Below are 17,852 nucleotides of genomic sequence, written 5' to 3'. Positions count from 1 at the left end.
GTGCGATCAGTGCCAGGTCAGCGGGGGACACAAGTCGTGCACCCGTTCGTACTCGGAGGATGCCATCGGGCCCGAATAGAGCGGATCCCAACTCACGTTCGGCCAGGCTGCCAGGTACTCCTCACGAGAGGGCGCGTCCGGCACGTCGTGACCGGTCGCGCGTACGCAGGGCGCCTGCATCCACACCTGGTAGTCGTACTGGTAGCCGCGTTGCCGCTCGGAGAGCTCGAGGAACGGTTCGATCGGATGACGCGCCTCGCAGGTCCACACCGACACGGCGGCGTCGACGGACGGGGTCGCCCAGCTCAGCCCTCCGCCCGGATGCAGTTCCGCGTCGATGCCCGATGCGATGAAGCACTCGTACATGACCTGCATGATGTCGCTTCCGGGCGGTACGTACGCCTCGAACGGGTCCTGCGGCCTGACCGCATCGGGAAACGACGCGACGACCTCCATCCAGCGCATGTCGGCCTCGGCGATCCGGTGGCGCTCGCGCTCCTCGTCGGTCAGCGGCTCATCGGGCGGCCGCGGACCGAGCACGAGCTCGACCCGCTCGCGCTCGAAGCGGTCGGCGAAGCCCTGACCGCCCTGCCCCGAGTCGTCCACGAGCCGCGGGTCGTCGAACAGGGCGCAGCCCGCCGAGGCCAGCACCGCGCAGAGCGCGAGAGCAGCGACCGCGACGCGATTCCCCACGGGTCGCGACAGTAGCGCCCGTCGGGCGGGTGCGAGGAGAACATCGAGGGCGCGCCGTCAGGGCTCGAGCGGCGGGCAGACCTCGCGCACGTGTTCCGCGAACGCCTGGCTCGTCACGGCGAGCGCGGCGCGGGCGTTCCAGCGCGGCGACGGCCACTCCGCCACGAACTCCGCCTTCGGGGGCGGCGGTGGCACCGCGATGCCGAGCCCCTCCAGGCAGCGCGCCTCGAACTGCGTCGCGTAGTCGTAGAGGTACGCGACCTGGGCGTCGCTCAGCCGGGTGACCGGCTCCCGCTCGTACTTCGTGCTGCACACGTAGATCGCGACCGCATCCTCCTGCGTCCCGATCTCCCAGCGGATGCCGCCGCTGTGCGAGAACTCCGAGCGCACGCCCGCCTCGACGAGGCACTCGTGAATCGCCTCGTACAGCGCGTCGGGCTCGAGGTAGCCGGCGAACTCGTAGTCCGGACGCTCGGCGTCGGGCCACACGAGCTTCAACTGCGCCCACCGCTCGTTCGCCGCGCCGATGCGCAGCCGCTCGAGCGCGATCGGGTCGCGGTCGTGGGCCTCCGGCCACGGCCCGAGGGTCAGCAGCACGTGCTCGCGCAGGAATGGATCGACGGCCTTGACGGTCGCCGACGCCGGGTCGAGCGGCGGCGGATCGTCGGCTCGCAGCAGCCCCGCGCCGACCACGAGGGCGACGAGGAGCGCCGCGACAGCGCCGACGATCCGTGCCACCGCTCCGACCTCCTCGTCGCGACTCCTGCTCGTGGCGCAAATGGTCGCAGCGGGAGGTCGGAGCGAGCCGAGAACCCGGATGCCGAAGCGCCGGCCCGGAGTCGAGGCAGTGCCGGAGGCCGGCGCGAGCTCCCTAGTCGAGGCCGAGCCGCGTGCGCAGCCGGTCGAGCTGCCGCGGCAGCTGCGGCGGCATCCGCTCGCCGAACCGAGCGAAGAACGCCTCGGTGTCGTCGAGCTCGTCACGCCAGGCGGCCGGCTCGACCGCGAAGAGCCGCTCGAGGGCGCCGGGCTGCAGTTCGAGCCCGTCGAGCGGCAGGTCGTCGAGCCGCGGCGCGAGACCGAGCGGAGTGTCGACCGCGGGCAGCCGGCCCGCGACGCGGTCGAGCATCCAGGCCAGCACCCGGCCGTTCTCGCCGAAGCCCGGCCAGAGGAACGAGCCGTCCTCGTCGCGGCGGAACCAGTTGACCTGGAAGACGCGCGGCATGCGGCCGGTGCCGCGCAGGCGCTCGCCGAGGGCGAGCCAGTGGCCGAAGTAGTCGGCCATGTTGTAGCCGCAGAAGGGCAGCATGGCGAAGGGGTCGCGGCGCAGCTCGCCGACGGTGCCCTCGGCCGCGGCCGTCTGCTCCGAGGCGATCGTCGCGCCGAGGAAGACGCCGTGCTCCCAGTCGCGCGCCTCGGTGACGAGCGGCACGTTGGTGCGGCGCCGTCCGCCGAACACGATCGCGTCGACGTGGACCCCCGCGGGCGAGTCCCAGTCGTCGGCGACCGACGGGCACTGTGCGAGTGGCACCGTGAACCGGGCGTTCGGGTGCGCCGCGGGCTCCGCCGAGGCGGGCGTCCAGTCCTCACCGCGCCAGTCGAGGAGGCGCTCGGGGGCGTCATCCGTCATGCCCTCCCACCACACGTCGCCGTCGGGCCGCAGCGCGACGTTCGTGAAGATCGTGTTGCCCCACAGCGTCTCCATCGCGGTCGGGTTCGTGGCCCAGCCGGTGCCGGGCGCGACGCCGAACAGGCCGGCCTCGGGGTTGATCGCCCGCAGTCCGCCGTCGGGGTCGGGGGCGAGCCAGACGATGTCGTCGCCGAGCGTCTCCACGCGCCAGCCGGGCAGGGTCGGCTTCAGCATCGCGAAGTTCGTCTTGCCGCACGCCGACGGGAAGGCGGCCGCGACGTGGAACCGGCGACCCTCTGGCGAGATCACCCGCACCAGCAGCATGTGCTCGGCGAGCCAGCCCTCGTCGCGGGCCATGACGCTCGCGATCCGCAGGGCGAAGGCCTTCTTGGCGAGGATCGCGTTGCCGCCGTACGCGGAGCCGAAGGAGAAGATCTCCCGCGTCTCGGGGAAGTGCGAGATGTACTTCGTCTCGTTGCACGGCCACGGCACGTCGGCGCGCCGGATGCCGCGGTCGTCGACGAGCGGCATCCCGACCGTGTGCGCGGCGCGCACCCAGTCGGTCCCGGGCCGCAGGGCCTCGAGGGCCGCGCTGCCCATCCGCGTCATCACGCGCATGCTCGCCACGACGTAGGGGGAGTCGGTCACCTGCACGCCCAGGCGGGACATCGCCCCGCCGACCGGACCCATCGAGAACGGGACGACGTACATCGTGCGGCCGCGCATGCTCCCGGCGAAGAGCCCGGCCAGCGTCTCCCGCATCGCGCCGGGCTCGGACCAGTTGTTCGTCGGCCCCGCGTCCTCCTCGCGCTCGGAGCAGATGAACGTGCGCGACTCGACCCGGGCGACGTCGTCGGGAGCCGAGCGGGCGAGGAAGCTGTAGTGCCGGTGCTCGGAGGCGAGCGGCTCGATCGTGCCCGTCGCGACCATGCGGCGGGTCAGCCGGTCGAACTCCGCCTGCGACCCGTCGCACCATTCGACCCGGTCGGGGCGGGTGAGCTCTGCGAGCTCCGTGACCCATGCGGCGACGGCGGGGGCGACCCCGGCGGGTGCGGCGAAGGTCAGTGGAGTCGCGGCGGACTCGAGGCGGGGGAGTGCCTCGCTCGGCAGGTCGGGGGCGGTCAGGGTCATGGGGGCCTCCTCGAAGATCGCCTGGTGTTTCCACCGTGACGGCCCGGGGAGACGATCAGAAGGGTCAGTGCTTGTGAACTTCCGTGCTTCTTCACTACCGTTCACGAATGGCGGAACTTCTGATGCTCGGGCAGCGCCTGCGCCACTTCCGGGTGGCGAAGGGGCTCACGCTCGACCAGCTCGGTGGGCGCGTCGGCATCGCGCCGAGCCAGCTGTCGATGATCGAGAACGGCCGGCGTGAGCCGCGCCTCTCCGTGCTCGAGCAGCTCGCGGCCGCGCTCGACGTGCGCCTCGCCGACCTGCTCGACGAGACGCCGCCGACCGAACGGGCCGCGCTCGAGGTCGAGCTCGAGCGGTTGCAGCAGGGGCCGCTGTACCGCCAGCTCGGGCTGCCCGACATCCGTGTCACCCGGTCGATGCCGCAGGAGACGCTCGAGGCGCTCGTCGGACTGCACCGCGAGCTCGCCCGCCGCAGCCGCGATGCGATCGCGACGCCGGAGGAGGCGCGCCGGGCGAACACCGAGCTGCGCGAGCACATGCGCGGCGAGGACAACCACATCGCCGAGATCGAGGAGATCGCGAGCAGGATGCTGCGCGACGTCGGCCACACGACCGGCGCGCTCACCCACCGCTCCGTGAGCGTGATGGCCGAGCGGCTCGGTTTCGAGCTCATCTACGTCTCGACGCTGCCGCACTCGACCCGCAGCGTGACCGACCTCGAACACGGCCGGATCTACCTGCCGCCCGCCTCCATCCCCGGCGGACACGGTCTGCGCTCGATGGCGCTGCAGGCGATGGCGCACCGCGTGCTCGAGCACTCGGAGCCGGCGGACTACGCCGAGTTCCTCCGGCAGCGGCTCGAGATCAACTACTTCGCGGCGGCCTGCCTCATGCCGCTCGAGCAGTCCGTGACGTTCCTCAAGGCGCGCCGGCAGCACCGCGACATCGCCGTCGAGGACTTCCGCGACGCGTTCGGCGTCACCCACGAGGCCGCGGCGCTGCGGTTCACGAACCTCGCGACGACACACCTCGGCATGACGGTGCACTTCCTGCGCGCGGGCGACGACGGCGCCGTCTACAAGGCGTACGAGAACGACGGCCTGCGGCTGCCGGTCGACGTGACCGGCTCGACGGAGGGGCAGTTCGTGTGCCGGCACTGGGCCGCGCGGCGGGCGTTCGACCGCACGACGCGCACGACCGAGTTCTACCAGTACACCGACACCCCGGAGGGGACGTTCTGGGACTCGGCGCAGATCGGCTCGGCGTCGACCGGGGAGTTCTCGATCACGGTCGGGGTGCCGTTCGCCGACGCCAAGTGGTTCCGCGGGCGTGAGACGACCGTGCGGGAGGTATCGAGGTGCCCGGATGTCTCGTGCTGCAAGCGCCCGCCGGCGCAGCTCGCCGAGCGGTGGAAGGGCAAGGCGTGGTCGAGCGCGAAGCTCCACGCGCACATCCTGTCGCCGCTGCCGAGCGGCACCTTCCCCGGCGTCGACGACCAGGAGCTGTACGAGTTCCTCGAGGCGCACGCGCCGCGGTAGCCCGCTCCGGCGCTACTCGACCGACGGTGTGGCGCTACTCGACCTCCGCGACCGCGTCAGTCCCGGCCGAGAGCCCGCGCCGCGTCGGCGCCCGCCTCGTGCAGCCAGCGCGCCGGCTCGGCGATCGCCGCCTCGACCGAGCCCGCGTAGCCGACGAGCGCCGCCGTCCAGACGGGCTCGCCCGCGGCCTCGGCGACCGCGTCGACCGAGCCCGCGATGACGCCGACGCGGGTGCCCGCGGCATCCGCCCGCTGGAGCAGCTGCCCGACCACCTTGCCGCCGAGCGATTGCGAGTCGAAGCGCCCCTCGCCCGTGAGCACGAGGTCGGCCGCCGCGATCGCGTCGGTCAGCCCGGTGAGTTCGGCGAGGTGGTCGGCGCCGGAGGTGATCCCGGCGCCCCAGAACGTCGCGAGTCCGTACCCCGTGCCGCCCGCGGCGCCGGTGCCGGGGTAGTGCGGGTCGCCCCCGCCGAGCTCGGCGAAGTGGCGCAGCAGCCCGTCGAGCTCGACGACCTCGGCGGGGCTCGCGCCCTTCTGCGGCCCGAACACCGCGGCCGCGCCCGTCGGCCCGAACAGGGGCGCCGTGACATCCGTCAGCAGCTCGACGCCGAACGGGGGAGGGGTCACCATCTCCGACGCGTCGAGCGAGCGGATCCCGGCGAGCCCGGCGCCGCCCTCGATCAAGGAACCGCCCTCGGCGACGAGGCCCAGCTCGGCGAGCGCGCCGGCCCCGGCGTCGGTCGACGCGGAGCCGCCGAGCCCGACGAGGATGCGCTTCGCGCCAGACTCGGCCGCGGCGCGCAGCACCTGCCCGAGGCCGCGCGTGGTCGCGCCGAGCGCGTCGAGTTCGCCCATGAGCGGCAGCCCGGACATCTGCGCGAGTTCGACGACGGCGGTGCCGTCGGGCAGCTGCAGCCACTCGCCAGGGGTGGGTCGCCCGTCCGGACCGAGCACCTCGCCGGCGCTGACACGACGCGCTCCGGGGATCGCCGCCTCGACCGCGTCGAGCGTGCCCTCGCCGCCGTCGGCCTGCGGGTGCAGCAGCACCTCGTCGCCCGGTCGCACCGAGAGCCAGCCCTCGCGGATCGCGGATGCCACGGAGCGGGCGTCCAGGCTGCCCTTGAACGAATCGGGTGCGACGACGACGGTGAAGGCCACGCTCCGACCCTAGCGAGCGCCGCCGGTTCGGCCCGCTGAGCGGCATCCGTCTAGTCTCGAACGACGTGTCACCCCTGATCGTCGACGTCCCCTGGGACGACCCCCGCGCCATCGACCTCCGCGACCGGCTCGACGCCGAGATGGTCGACCGCTACGCGCTGAACCAGATCGAGGAGGACCCCGAGATCACCGCGGAGCGCTCACGGGTGCTCGCCCTGCACGGCGACTCGGTGGTCGCGACCGTGCTCGCGCTCGACGAGAACGGCGACGCCGTCGGGCACGCCGCGCTCCGCACCCGCGACGACGCGCTCGAGATCAAGAAGGTGATCGTCGACCCCGCCGCCCGGGGTAAGGGCGTGGCGAAGGCGATCATGGCCGCGATCGAGGAGCGGGCCCGCCGCCACGGCGGTCGCCGGGTCATCCTGCAGACCGGTCACGCGCAGCCGGAGGCGATCTCCCTCTACGAGAAGCTCGGCTACACCCCGATCCCCGTCTACGAGCCGTACCGCCGCACGATGCCCAACTCGCTCTGCTACGAGAAGAGCCTCTGATCCGGCCGTTCGTACAGGAAGCCGGGGGCGGCGGGCGGGGGCGCGGCTGCGCTTATGCTGCTGAAGTGACCCGATTCGATCGCCGCGGTTGAGGATGACTCCCAGCGACGTCCCCTCCACCCGGCGCGGCCGCGGTGACACCCCGCCCGAGGACACGGGCGCGCTCCTCCTGCGCCGCTACCGGCTCGGGGACCGCATCTCGTCCGGCGGCTCGTCGATCGTCTACGCCGCCCACGACGAGCAGCTCGACCGGCCGGTCGCCGTCAAGATCTTCCGCACCGACGCCGTCACCGAGGAGGAGGTCGCCCAGCAGGAGCGCGAGATCCGCCTGCTCGCGAACCTCTCGCACCACGGCCTCGTGCCGCTGCTCGACGTCGGCCTCGGCCTCGCCGGCGACGGACGTCCGCGCATCTATCTCGTCATGGAGCGCATCGGAGGCGAGAGCCTGCGCCAGCGGCTGCGCGGCGGCCCGCTCAGCCTGCGGGAGACCGCCTACCTCGGCTTCGACGTCGCGGAGGCGCTGGAGTACCTCGAGTACCGCAAGGTCGTGCACCGCGACATCAAGCCGGGCAACATCATGCTCGTCGACTACACGAGCACCAACGGACGCCGTCGGGCGCGGCTCATCGACTTCGGTATCGCACAGCGCGCCACGGCGACCGGGCAGCTCGAGCTCTCCACCGGCACGGCGGCCTACCTCAGTCCCGAGCAGGCCCTCGGCAAGCCCGTCGACAACAGCAGCGACATCTACTCACTCGGGCTCGTGCTGCTCGAGTGTTTGACCGGCGAGCTCGTCTTCCCCGGCACGGTGTACGACTCCGCCGCTGCACGGCTCGTCAACGACCCGCCGATCCCCGAGCACCTGCCCGAGGGGTGGCAGGACCTGCTGCGCCGGATGACGGCGAGGGCGCCGGAGGACCGCCCGTCGCCCGCTGAGGCGGCGACCGCGCTCCGCGACCTCGTGGTCGCCGAGCTCGCGGGCGAGGCCGGCACCGCCGTCGCGACGCGGCCAGCCACCGAGACCGAGCGCAGCGAGGCCGTGCACCTGCTCGGCATCCTCGACTCCGCACCGGAGGAGGCCTTCGACCGGGTCACCGCCCTCGCGAGCCACGCGCTCGACGTGCCGATCGCGCTCGTCACGATCCTCGACCGGGAGCGGGCGTGGTTCAAGTCGAACGTCGGCTTCGACTTCGAGGAGGTGCCGCGCGACACCGCCTTCTGCTCGTGGGCGATCCTCGACGAGGAGCCGCTCGTGATCGAGAACCCTCGAAGCGATCCCCGCACCTCGAACAACCCGCTCGTCGTCGGCGACCCGAACGTGCAGTTCTACGCGGGCGTGCCTCTGCGCACCCGGACGGGACACAACATCGGCGCCCTGTGCGTGTTCGACCGGCAGCCCCGGAGCTTCGGTGAGCGCGACCTCGAACTGCTCACCGAGCTCGCGGGCATCGTCATGACCGAGCTCGAACTGCGGCTCTCCGCGCAGATCATGAAGGAGCAGCGCGACGCCCTGCTCCCGCCCCCGGTCGCCGGCTGACCCTCAGCTCCCGGCCGGTACGGCGGTGTCCCGCCGCGCCGTCACGGCGGACGCGATCTCCTCGGTGACGAGGTCCATGTTGATCTGCGCCGCCGCCATCGCCCCCGCCGCTGCCGCGCCGCCGACCTGCGCGCTCATGTCCGCGGCGTTACCCGCGACCCACACGCCGGGCGCCGCCGTGCGGCCGAACGCATCCGCCGCGATCGTCGAGCCCATGCCCGACGGATGCGGCGCCGGCTCGAGTCCCAGCGGCGCGAGGAACTCCGCGCGGGCGTCGGTACGCGTCGCGACCGCGAGCGCGCCCAGGTCGACGAGGCGCCCGTCGGCCAGTCGCACCCCGGTCAGGGCGTCGCCGCGCACCTCGACGGATGCCACGGCGCCCGCCACCACCTCGATGCCGCGCGCCGCGAGCTCCTCCGCCTCCTGCCCGGACGGCTCCATCGCGTCGTTCAGCAGCAGCACGACGTCGTCGCTCCACTGCCGGAACAGCTGCACCTGGTGCATCGCCCGCGGTCCCGTCGCGAGCACGCCGATCCGCCGGTCGCGCACCTCCCAGCCGTGGCAGTAGGGGCAGTGCACGACGTCGCGTCCCCACCGCTCGCGCAGCCCCGCGACATCCGGCAGTGCGTCGACGACCCCGGATGCCACGAGCAGCCGCCTGGCCCCGATCGCGTGGCCGCCCTCGAGCTCGACCCGCAGGCCGCCGTCGTCGCGGCTCACCTCCACGACGCGCCCGTCGATCACCGCGCCGCCGTACCGCCGCACCTCGCCGCGGCCGGTGGCGAGCAGCTCGGCGGGCGGCACACCGTCCCGCGCGAAGAGCCCGTGCACCGCCTCGGCCGGAGCATTGCGGGGAGTGCCCGCGTCCACCACGAGCACCGACCGGCGCGCTCTCGCCAGCATCAGCGCCCCACTCAACCCGGCGGCACCGCCGCCGATCACCACCACGTCGTAACGGGCCTCGTTCTCGGTCACCGTCATCACCTCCGCGAGAACCGTGCCGCCGGGGCCTCCATCGCAGCAAGTTCTTTTGCCACTACGGCAAACTGATCGCATGGACGACGAGGTACTGCAGGGGGTGGGCCCCAGGCTGCGAGCGCTGCGCGCCCGGCGCGAGGTCACGCTCACCGAGCTGTCGGAGGAGACGGGCATCTCGGTCAGCACGCTGTCCCGGCTCGAGAGCGGCACCCGCAGACCCACCCTCGAGCTGCTGCTGCCCCTCGCCCGAGCGCACGCCGTGACACTCGACGAGCTGGTCGGGGCGCCGCTCACGGGCGACCCCCGGGTGAACCTGCGACCCGTGGCGCGCCACGGCATGACGATGCTGCCGCTCACGCGCCGGGCGGGCGGCATCCAGGCCTACAAGTTCGTGATCCCGAGTGGGCCGGACCGGCGGCATCCGGAACCCAAGACCCACGAGGGCTACGAGTGGGTGTACGTGCTCAACGGCCGGCTGCGCCTCGTGCTCGGCGACCAGGACCTCGTGCTGACGCCGGGCGAGGCGGCCGAGTTCGACACGCGTGTGCCCCACTGGTTCGGCGCCGCGGGGCCCGAATCGGTCGAGTTCCTCAGCCTCTTCGGCAAGCAGGGCGAGAAGGCCCACGTGCGGGCGAGCACGGGCCGGCGCGGCTGACGGGGGCGGCGCAGGGCCGCCCCGTCAGCCGCGCCGGTCAGCCGGCCGCCGGGGTCGGCGTGAGCCTCGCCCAGGTGCGGGGGCCGGTGCGCAGAACGGCTTCGCGGCCCTCGAGGGCGACCACGTCGCTCTCGGCGAGCACCCGCCCGTCGAGCCGTACCGCCCCCGCCGCGAGCAGTCGGCGGCGGGCCGAGTTGCTGAGCTCGGGTCGCGCGGCCGTCAGCACCTCGAGAGGCGTCAGGGGCTTCGCGGCCAGGGCCACGACCGGCAGGTCGTCGGGCACGGCGCCCTCTGCGAAGACGGAGACGAAGCGGCGGCGGGCGCCGGATGCTTCGGTCGCATCGTGGTGCCGCGCCACCACCGCCTCGGCGAGGACGAGCTTCGCATCCCGAGCGGCGCGCCCGCCGTGCCGGGACGCCGCACCGAGCTCGGCGACGCGCTCGTCCGGCAGCGCGGTGTAGACGGCCGCCCACTCCTCGACGAGCTCGTCGCGCAGGCTCATCAGCTTGCCGAACTTCTCGTCCGGCGAGTCGGTGAGCGCGACGTAGTTGCCGAGCGACTTCGACTGCTTGGCGCCGCCGTCGAGTCCCGGCGTGATGCGGGAGGTGATGACGGTCTGCGGCTCGCGACCGAGTCGCTGCTGGTAGTGGCGCCCCATCAGCTCGTTGAAGAGCTGATCGGAGCCGACGATCGTGAGGTCGCTGTCGATCTCGACGCTGTCGAAGCCCTGGAGCACGGGGTAGACGAGCTCGTGCAGTGCGATCTCCCGGCCCTCCGCGACGCGCTGGCGGAACATGTCCCTCGCCATGAGTTGCGCCTGCGTCGTGAGGGCGAACAGCTCGAGCAGCCGCGGCACCGGCATCCGGTCGTACCACTCGGAGTTCCGCCGCACCTCGAGCAGTTCGGGCTCCGTCCTCAGCACGAGACTCGCCTGGGCGAGGAACGCCTGCGCGTTCGCCTCGATCGCCTCGGGCGGCAGAGTCGGTCTGGTCTCGCTGCGACCGCTCGGGTCGCCGATCCGAGTGGTGAGATCGCCCAGCAGGAAGATCACGCGGTGTCCCTGGTCCTGCAGCGAGCGCATCATCCACAGGTTCACTGCGTGACCGAGGTGCAGGTGCGGCGCGGTGCAGTCGACGCCGTACTTGATGCGGAGCTGCCGCCCCGATGCCAGCCGGTCGAGCAACTGGTACTCGCCGACGATCTCGTCGATGGTGCGCCGGAGCGGCGCGAGAGCGGCCTGCGCGTCTGGCATTGATTCGTCCTCTCGTGGAGCGGGAGGACGGGCCCGTGGCCAGAGTCGCTCCCGCGGAAACGGAAAAGGCAGAGACCGGATGGTCTCTGCCTTGGCTCTGGCGGGAGCGGTGATCGCGCGCTAGGCGCTGCCGGCTCTGGCCAGAGCCGGTCGATACGTCGAGGCGGGTGCGATCACGAGAAGGAGCGTAGCCGATGGTGGGAGGCGGGGGACGCCCGCCTCCCACGGCTCAGCGCTGGGCGCCCGACTTCTTCTCGGGCACCGGGGCCAGACCGGATGCCTCGAGCTCGGCGTAGTACGCCCGGGCCTCGTCCTGGCGCTGCTGCTCGGCCCCCGAGGCGATCTCGGCGCGGACGTGCTCCGGCTCGAGACGGAAGGCCGCGACGAGGTCGAGCGCGTGCGGGCGGAGGCGGGGGAGCAGCCGGTCGTCGATGTAGTCGGTGATCGCCTGGGCCCGCTGCCCCGAGAGCCGCCCGTGGATCAGGTACCACGCCGCGTTCCGCTCGATGAGGCCGAGCCCGAAGAGGTCGCGCAGCCACGTGAGCACCTGCTTCGTGCCGGGGTGCTCGACACGGTCGACCGCGGCCGTGAACGACTCCCACTGCAGCAGCTCGCCGTGCGCGCGGGCCGCCTCGAGCAGCTCGTTCTGGTTCTCGTTGAACAGCTTCTGCCCGGCGACGGGGTCGAGCTTCGACGCGGCACGCAGGCGCCCGGCGAGCTCCGCCACCATGGTCTCGACGCGGTCGGTCAGCAGCTGGCGCTGCGCCGCGGCGTCGCGCACCTGACCGACGGAGCGCGCGGTCGAACCGAAGTCCGCGACGCGCTGGCCGACCTGGCGCAGCCCTGAGCGGTCGAGCGCGGAGGAGCCGAACTGCCCGGCCACGTAGCGGGCCATCGTCGCGGCATCCGCCTTCTTGAACCGCTTGGCGTAGTCGCCGAGCAGTCGCTTGGCGACCAGTTGCAGCAGCACGTTGTTGTCGCCCTCGAACGTCACGTAGATGTCGAGGTCGGCACGCAGCTGGGCGACACGGTTCTGCGCGAGGAACCCGGCGCCGCCGCACGCCTCGCGCGCCTCCTGCAGGATGTCGAGCGCCGCCCAGGTCGACAGCGGCTTGAGTGCGGCGGCGATCGTCTCGAGGTCCTGCCGGTCGTCGTCGGATGCCTTGCGGCCCGAGAACACACCGTCGAACACCTCGAGGAAGTCCTCGTGGGCGAAGCTCATCGCGTAGGTCTGGGCGAGGCGGGGGAGCAGCCGTCGCTGGTGGCGCTGGTAGTCGAGCAGCACGACCTCCTCGCTGCCGGCTCCGGGGAACTGCCGGCGCTGCGTCGCGTAGGTGATCGCCACGTGCAGGGCGAGCTTCGCCGCGAGCGTCGCCGATCCGTCGAGCGAGACCCGGCCCTGCACGAGGGTGCCGAGCATCGTGAAGAACCGGCGGCCTGGGCTCTCGATGGGGGAGCTGTAGGTGCCGTCGGGCGCGACGTCGCCGTACCTGTTGAGCAGGTTCGTGCGCGGAATGCGCACGTGGTCGAAGTGCAGCCGACCGTTGTCGATGCCGTTGAGCCCGCCCTTGAGGCCGTCGTCCTCACCGCCGATGCCGGGGAGGAAGTGGCCCTCGTCATCGCGCAGCGGCACGTAGAAGCAGTGCACGCCGTGGTTGACGCCGCCCGTGATGAGCTGCGCGAACACCGTCGCGGCCTTGCCGTGCAGCGCCGCGTTGCCGAGGTAGTCCTTCCAGGCCGCGCGGAACGGCGTGTGCACGACGAACTCCTCGGTCTCCGGGTCGTACGTCGCGGTGGTGCCGATCGACGAGACATCCGACCCGTGCCCGGTCTCGGTCATCGCGAAGGCGCCGGGCACCTCGAGGCTCATGATCGCCGGGAGCAAGCGGCGGTGGTGCTCCTCCGTGCCCAGGTGCATGACCGCGGAGCCGAAGAGGCCCCACTGCACGCCCGACTTGATCTGCAGGCTCGGGTCGGCGAGCACGAGCTCCTCGAAGCTCGCGATGTTGCCGCCGTGGTTCTCCGAGCCCCCGACGTACTTCGGGAAGGCTCGGTGCACGGCGCCCTCCTCGACCAGGATTCCGAGCTGGTGCAGCACGCGCTCGCGGTGCTCGTCCATGCCGAGCCCGTCGACGCGGTGCAGTTGCGGGTTGTTCCTGATCGCGTCGCGGGTGGCGAGGCGTTCGTCCGCCCACTGTCCGAGCAGGTAGCGGCCGAGCCAGTCGACGTCGACGGAGGGGACGTCGGCGGGCGGGTCGTAGGGCACCGTGGGCTGATCGGAGAGAGTCGACATCGAGCTTCTTTCGTTCCACCGGATCGAGGGCGCCGCCCCTCGTCGGGCGGGCGGCACCACGGTAGGACGGGTTCTGTTCGAGTCGAAGTCCGTCGTATCCGGGGTACGAAACGACGGCGACGCGGTGCGGCGCGCTTCGCGGGAATCTACAAAGCGCGGTCACGATCGTGTGCGGAGAGGCACTGCCGCTGGCGCGCCACGCGACCTCTGGCCGCTGCTGGTCGGAGCGAGCAGCCGTTCGTCGAGGCCGGGCCGCGGCCGAAGGCGAGGTGTGGTGCCCCCAGGAGGATTCGAACCTCCGCCCCTGCCTCCGGAGGGCAGTGCTCTATCCCCTGAGCTATGGGGGCCGGGGACGCGAACAAGACTAGCCCACGGCACGAGGGGGCCGTGACAGGATCGGCAGGTGCAGCGTTCCGTCTTCTCATCACTCGAACTCGAGCTGTCGGGACGCACGAACCTCGTGCTCTCGGTCGCCGTGGCCCAGGGCGTCGACCTCGCCTCCGAGGCGCTGACCGTCACCCTCGACGGCGGGCCCGTCGAGTGGCGGGAGGTCGTCGACCGTCACGGCACGCGGCTCCACCTCTTCGACAGCGGCGCCGGCACCATGCGCATCGACTACGCCGCCGAGGTGACCGGGCGGCACAACCCCGTGCCGACGAGCGACCTCGACCTCATCGGCTACCTCCGTCCCAGCCGCTACTGCGAGTCCGACTCGCTCACGCCGACCGCCCGCAGCGAGTTCGCCGGGCTCACCGGCAAGGCGCTGCTCGACGCCGTCTCGTCCTGGGTCGGCGATCGGCTCTCCTACGTGCCGGGCTCGAGCCAGGTCACCGACGGAGCGACGCAGACCCTGCTGCTGCGGCAGGGGGTGTGCCGCGACTACGCCCACCTCGTGATCGCGCTGCTGCGCGCGATGGACGTGCCCGCCCGGCTCGTCAGCGTCTACGCACCGGGCCTCGAGCCGATGGACTTCCACGCCGTCGTCGAGGCGCACGTGGAGGGAGACTGGCACGTCGTCGACGCGACAGCGCTCGCGCCGCGGCAGAGCCTCGTCCGCATCGCGACCGGCCGCGACGCCGCCGACACGGCGTTCCTCACCAACCACGGGTCCGACCTCATCCTGAGGCGGATGGAGGTCGGCGCGGTGGTCGACGACCTGCCGCGCGACGACGTGCGCGAACTCGTGCAGCTGCGCTGACGCCCCTCGAGGAGGAGCGCGGGATCAGCCGAGGTTGGCGATGACCGCGTCGATCAGGGGCTCCGCGTCGCCCGGCTCGTAGAAGACGGTCGACTGCGCCGCGATGTAGTACTCGCCGCTGAAGACCTGCGCGACACCCGCGCCGGAGCCGTCGATCTCGAAGTAGGCCTCGTCGCCGTACGTCGGCACGAAGTTGCTGTTCATGACGAGGGCGTTCTTGTATTCCTCGCTCGTCTCGGCGGGCATCGCGGCCACGGCGATGTCGATCGTCTCGCCGCTCGTCTGGTTGAGCCAGCTGCAGGCCGTGCCCGCGTTGTTCTCGACGACGTCCTGCGCGAGGGAGTCCGCCGCGGGGGAGTAGTCGGGGTTCGTGCCGAAGTTCGGGTTGAAGTCGTAGATCTGCTGCGCCGTGAGCAGCGAGTCGCAGGCGACGTTGAACGGGATCGGCTCGCGCTCCGGCGTGGGCGCCGCGCTCGGCGACGCGGCGGGGTCGGCCGAGGGCGCGGCCGACGCGGACGCCGCCGGGGTCTCCGCGGGCTCCGCCGTCACGGCGGGCGCGGCGCTCTGCGGCGACGTGCAGCCGGCGAGCAGGACGATCGCGACGGCGGAGGCGGCCAGCGCGCTGAGAGGACGGGGGACGGACGTCATGGCGACCATCTTCACCGCACGACGCGGCGATCGAGCCGCGGCACGGCACAAATGATCGAATCGTGACTGGTGCGTTGCCTCAACGGATGCCGCGGGCCCGCCGGTGCCCGCACGGCCTAAGCTTGAGGGCCGTGACTCCCGCCCAGCTCTCCGCGTCCCTGCTCACCGTCGTCCAGAACGCGGTCGAGCGACGCGGCTCGGAGCTCGAGGTCACCGCCGCCGACGTGCAGCTCGAGCGCCCCCGCAACCGCGACCACGGCGACTGGGCCTCGAACGTGGCGATGAGGCTCGCCAAGCGCGTCGGCGCGAACCCGCGTGAGCTCGCCGCCGAGGTCGCGGAGGGTCTGCAGCAGATCGACGGCGTCAAGAGCGTCGACGTGGCCGGACCCGGCTTCATCAACGTGACGCTCGACGCGGCCGCCGCCGGTGCGCTCGCGAGGCAGATCGTCGAGGCCGGCGAGTCCTTCGGCTCGAACACGCAGCTTCAGGGCCAGGTCATCAACCTCGAGTTCGTGTCCGCGAACCCCACCGGCCCGCTGCACATCGGTCACACCCGCTGGGCGGCGCTCGGCGACTCGATCGCGCGGGTGCTCCGGGCATCCGGGGCCGAGGTGGCGACCGAGTTCTACATCAACGACGCGGGCAACCAGATGGACGCCTTCGGCGCGAGCATCCTCGCCGCCGCCAAGGGCGAGCCGACCCCGGAGAACGGCTACCCGGGCGAGTACATCGCCGAGCTCGCCCGCCGCATCCTTCAGGAGCGCCCGGACCTCGCCGAGCTCGACCCCGCCGAGGCCCTCGAGCTCGCCCGCGAGCGCGGCTACCAGCTGCAGCTGCAGGAGATCCAGGACTCGCTCGAGCGCTTCCGCGTGCACTTCGACGTCTGGTTCTCCGAGCGCCAGCTGCACCGCTCGGTCGACGGGCAGAAGAGCGAGATCGACACCGCCGTCGACCGGCTGCGCGAGCAGGGTCACGTCTTCGACGACGAGGGCGCCGTCTGGGTGCGCACGACCGACTTCGGCGACGACAAGGACCGCGTCATCCGCCGCTCCAACGGCGTCTACACGTACTTCGCCGCGGATGCCGCCTACTACCTCTCCAAGGGCGACCGCGGCTTCCCGCACAAGATCTACCTTCTCGGCGCCGACCACCACGGCTACGTGCACCGGCTCAAGGCCCTTGCGGGCGCGGCCGGCGACGACCCCGAGAACGACATCGAGGTGCTCATCGGGCAGCTCGTCGACGTGAACGGCGCGCGCCTGTCGAAGCGCGCGGGCAACATCATCGAGCTCAACGACCTCATGGCCTGGCTCGGCGTCGACGCCCTGCGCTACTCGCTCGGCCGGTCGCCCGCCGACTCCCCGCTGACCCTCGACCCCGAGGTGCTGAAGCGCCGCACGAACGACAACCCCGTCTTCTACGTGCAATACGCCCACGCGCGCACCCGGTCGATCGCCCGCAACGCCGAGGGGGTCGGCGTCGACCGCAGCGCGTTCGAGCCGTCGCTGCTCGACCACGAGACCGAGAGCGCCCTGCTCGGCGCCCTCGCGGAGTTCCCGCGCGTCGTCGCCCAGGCGGCCGAGCTGCGCGAGCCCCACCGCGTCGCCCGCTACATCGAGGAGCTCGCCGGCCTCTTCCACCGGTGGTACGACAACTGCCGCGTCACGCCGCTCGGCGAGGAGCCGGTCACCGACCAGCACCGCACCCGCCTGTGGCTCAACGACGCGACCGGACAGGTGCTGCGCAACGCCCTCGGGCTGCTCGGCGTCGCAGCGCCGGACCGGATGTGACGTGAGTTCCGCCACGACGACCGGGCGCCGGGGACGCGGACGGCGGGTCCTCCTCGTCCTCGCGCTCGTCGTGGTGCTGCTCATCGTCGCGGCCTTCGTGCTCGCCGAGACGGTCGGCCGCTCGATCGCCGAGGACCGCATCGAGACCGAACTGCGCGAGCAGCTCGGCGGCGCCGGCGACGTCGACGCGTCGATCCAGGGCTTCCCGTTCACCGCGCAGGTGCTCGCCGGGTCGCTCGACCGGGTCGACGTCACCGCTCCCGATCTCATCGTCGGCGGCACCGCGGTCGACGCCGACCTCTCCGCCTTCGGGGTGCCGATCGAGCGCACCGGCAGCGTCGAGCGGATGGAGGGAACCTTCCTCCTCTCCCCGGATGCCGTGCGCGCGGGCCTCGCGCTGCCGGAGGGCGGCAACGAGTCGATCTCGTTCGGCGACGGCGAGATCACCTACGAGACGGTCGTCGACCTCCTCGTCATCGAGCCCTCGATCGTCGTCACGCTCGTGCCGGAGCTCGACGGCGACAGCGTGCTGCTGCGCGCGACAGCGCTCGAGGTGGCATCCGGGAACGCGCAGGTGAACCTCGGCGAGCTCATCGATCCGGGCCGCTTCGACCAGCGACTGTGCGCCGCGGCGCTCCTGCCCGCGGCGTTCACCCTGCAGGGCATCGACGTCTCGCCCGACGGCGTGAGCGTCGAGGTCGAGGGCAGCGACGTGCCGCTCTCGGCCGACGCGCTGCAGCAGACCGGCTCCTGCTCGTAACCCGGGGACTCCGGCGCCCGAGGCGGTGTCGGGGGTCCCGCTAT

Annotated in this window: 15 protein-coding genes and 1 tRNA gene; 7 read left to right on the top strand and 9 right to left on the bottom strand. The window is 72.3% G+C overall.

Translation table 11 applies throughout. The features are described 5' to 3' along the window. Positions 1-6: 6 nt before the first annotated feature. The 3 genes from JUB10_RS00185 to JUB10_RS00175 form a co-directional block, all read right to left on the bottom strand. Positions 7-693 (bottom strand): hypothetical protein, encoded by a 687-nt coding sequence (locus tag JUB10_RS00185; RefSeq protein WP_207453152.1) that lies wholly within the window; start codon positions 691-693, stop codon positions 7-9. A gap of 57 nt (positions 694-750) precedes the next feature. Next, positions 751-1,431, bottom strand: a complete 681-nt coding sequence (locus tag JUB10_RS00180; protein WP_207453150.1) for a hypothetical protein — start codon at positions 1,429-1,431, stop codon at positions 751-753. A 133-nt stretch (positions 1,432-1,564) separates the two neighbouring features. After that, positions 1,565-3,451, bottom strand: coding sequence for a phosphoenolpyruvate carboxykinase (GTP) (locus JUB10_RS00175; RefSeq protein WP_207453147.1), 1,887 nt, complete (start codon positions 3,449-3,451; stop codon positions 1,565-1,567). Positions 3,452-3,558: 107 nt separating this feature from the next. Here JUB10_RS00175 and JUB10_RS00170 point away from each other — a divergent pair, with 107 nt between their 5' ends. Continuing rightward, entirely contained in the window at positions 3,559-4,989 is a 1,431-nt protein-coding gene (locus JUB10_RS00170) for a helix-turn-helix domain-containing protein (protein ID WP_207453146.1), read from the top strand. A 56-nt stretch (positions 4,990-5,045) separates the two neighbouring features. On the opposite strand, the gene JUB10_RS00165 is transcribed toward JUB10_RS00170, so the two are convergent. Next, positions 5,046-6,146: a glycerate kinase gene (locus JUB10_RS00165; RefSeq protein ID WP_207453144.1), complete on the bottom strand. Its 1,101-nt coding sequence runs from the start codon at positions 6,144-6,146 to the stop codon at positions 5,046-5,048. Between the two features lie 65 nt (positions 6,147-6,211). On the opposite strand from JUB10_RS00165, the gene JUB10_RS00160 reads away from it, so the two are divergent. Together JUB10_RS00160 and JUB10_RS00155 are read left to right on the top strand one after the other, a co-directional pair. Further along, positions 6,212-6,697 carry a GNAT family N-acetyltransferase gene (locus JUB10_RS00160; protein WP_307859020.1) on the top strand — a complete coding sequence of 162 codons (486 nt, stop codon included), beginning with the start codon at positions 6,212-6,214 and terminating at the stop codon, positions 6,695-6,697. Between the two features lie 94 nt (positions 6,698-6,791). Further along, entirely contained in the window at positions 6,792-8,234 is a 1,443-nt protein-coding gene (locus tag JUB10_RS00155; RefSeq protein ID WP_207453142.1) for a protein kinase domain-containing protein, read from the top strand. Between the two features lie 3 nt (positions 8,235-8,237). Here the strand turns inward: JUB10_RS00155 and JUB10_RS00150 are convergent, their stop codons facing one another. Then, positions 8,238-9,215, bottom strand: coding sequence for an NAD(P)/FAD-dependent oxidoreductase (locus tag JUB10_RS00150; protein ID WP_207453133.1), 978 nt, complete (start codon positions 9,213-9,215; stop codon positions 8,238-8,240). Between the two features lie 73 nt (positions 9,216-9,288). Between JUB10_RS00150 and JUB10_RS00145 the strand changes: the two genes are divergently transcribed. Beyond that, entirely contained in the window at positions 9,289-9,867 is a 579-nt protein-coding gene (locus JUB10_RS00145; RefSeq protein ID WP_207453130.1) for a helix-turn-helix domain-containing protein, read from the top strand. 37 nt (positions 9,868-9,904) lie between these two features. On the opposite strand, the gene tyrS is transcribed toward JUB10_RS00145, so the two are convergent. From tyrS to JUB10_RS00130, 3 genes are all read right to left on the bottom strand, one after another. Beyond that, positions 9,905-11,119, bottom strand: a complete 1,215-nt coding sequence (tyrS, locus tag JUB10_RS00140) for a tyrosine--tRNA ligase (RefSeq protein ID WP_207453128.1) — start codon at positions 11,117-11,119, stop codon at positions 9,905-9,907. A 229-nt stretch (positions 11,120-11,348) separates the two neighbouring features. After that, entirely contained in the window at positions 11,349-13,412 is a 2,064-nt protein-coding gene (locus JUB10_RS00135) for an acyl-CoA dehydrogenase family protein (protein ID WP_207453126.1), read from the bottom strand. 272 nt (positions 13,413-13,684) lie between these two features. Next, positions 13,685-13,759 (bottom strand) — tRNA-Arg (locus JUB10_RS00130). 56 nt (positions 13,760-13,815) lie between these two features. Between JUB10_RS00130 and JUB10_RS00125 the strand changes: the two genes are divergently transcribed. Beyond that, complete coding sequence (locus JUB10_RS00125; protein ID WP_207453124.1) at positions 13,816-14,610, top strand: transglutaminase-like domain-containing protein; 795 nt, start codon at positions 13,816-13,818, stop codon at positions 14,608-14,610. A 24-nt stretch (positions 14,611-14,634) separates the two neighbouring features. Here JUB10_RS00125 and JUB10_RS00120 read toward each other — a convergent pair whose 3' ends face one another. Further along, a complete protein-coding gene (locus JUB10_RS00120) occupies positions 14,635-15,258 on the bottom strand; it encodes an iron ABC transporter ATP-binding protein (RefSeq protein ID WP_207453122.1) in 624 nt (207 codons plus the stop codon). A 131-nt stretch (positions 15,259-15,389) separates the two neighbouring features. Between JUB10_RS00120 and argS the strand changes: the two genes are divergently transcribed. Beyond that, positions 15,390-17,048, top strand: a complete 1,659-nt coding sequence (gene argS / locus JUB10_RS00115) for an arginine--tRNA ligase (protein ID WP_207453120.1) — start codon at positions 15,390-15,392, stop codon at positions 17,046-17,048. 1 nt (position 17,049) lies between these two features. Further along, complete coding sequence (locus JUB10_RS00110; RefSeq protein WP_207453118.1) at positions 17,050-17,808, top strand: LmeA family phospholipid-binding protein; 759 nt, start codon at positions 17,050-17,052, stop codon at positions 17,806-17,808. Positions 17,809-17,852 lie beyond the last annotated feature (44 nt).

It is taken from the genome of Desertivibrio insolitus (assembly GCF_017355965.1).
In the GTDB taxonomy this organism is placed as follows: domain Bacteria; phylum Actinomycetota; class Actinomycetes; order Actinomycetales; family Microbacteriaceae; genus JAFIQW01.
This window is presented reverse-complemented; position numbering and strand designations above follow the sequence as displayed.

Bases quoted from the DNA above. Each gene is read 5' to 3' on its own strand.
- JUB10_RS00155 (WP_207453142.1), top strand. From the start codon at position 6,792: ATGACTCCCAGCGACGTCCCCTCCACCCGGCGCGGCCGCGGTGACACC.
- JUB10_RS00170 (WP_207453146.1), top strand. From the start codon at position 3,559: ATGGCGGAACTTCTGATGCTCGGGCAGCGCCTGCGCCACTTCCGGGTG.
- JUB10_RS00150 (WP_207453133.1), bottom strand. From the start codon at position 9,215: ATGACGGTGACCGAGAACGAGGCCCGTTACGACGTGGTGGTGATCGGC.
- tyrS (WP_207453128.1), bottom strand. From the start codon at position 11,119: ATGCCAGACGCGCAGGCCGCTCTCGCGCCGCTCCGGCGCACCATCGAC.
- JUB10_RS00145 (WP_207453130.1), top strand. From the start codon at position 9,289: ATGGACGACGAGGTACTGCAGGGGGTGGGCCCCAGGCTGCGAGCGCTG.
- JUB10_RS00135 (WP_207453126.1), bottom strand. From the start codon at position 13,412: ATGTCGACTCTCTCCGATCAGCCCACGGTGCCCTACGACCCGCCCGCC.
- JUB10_RS00175 (WP_207453147.1), bottom strand. From the start codon at position 3,451: ATGACCCTGACCGCCCCCGACCTGCCGAGCGAGGCACTCCCCCGCCTC.
- JUB10_RS00120 (WP_207453122.1), bottom strand. From the start codon at position 15,258: ATGACGTCCGTCCCCCGTCCTCTCAGCGCGCTGGCCGCCTCCGCCGTC.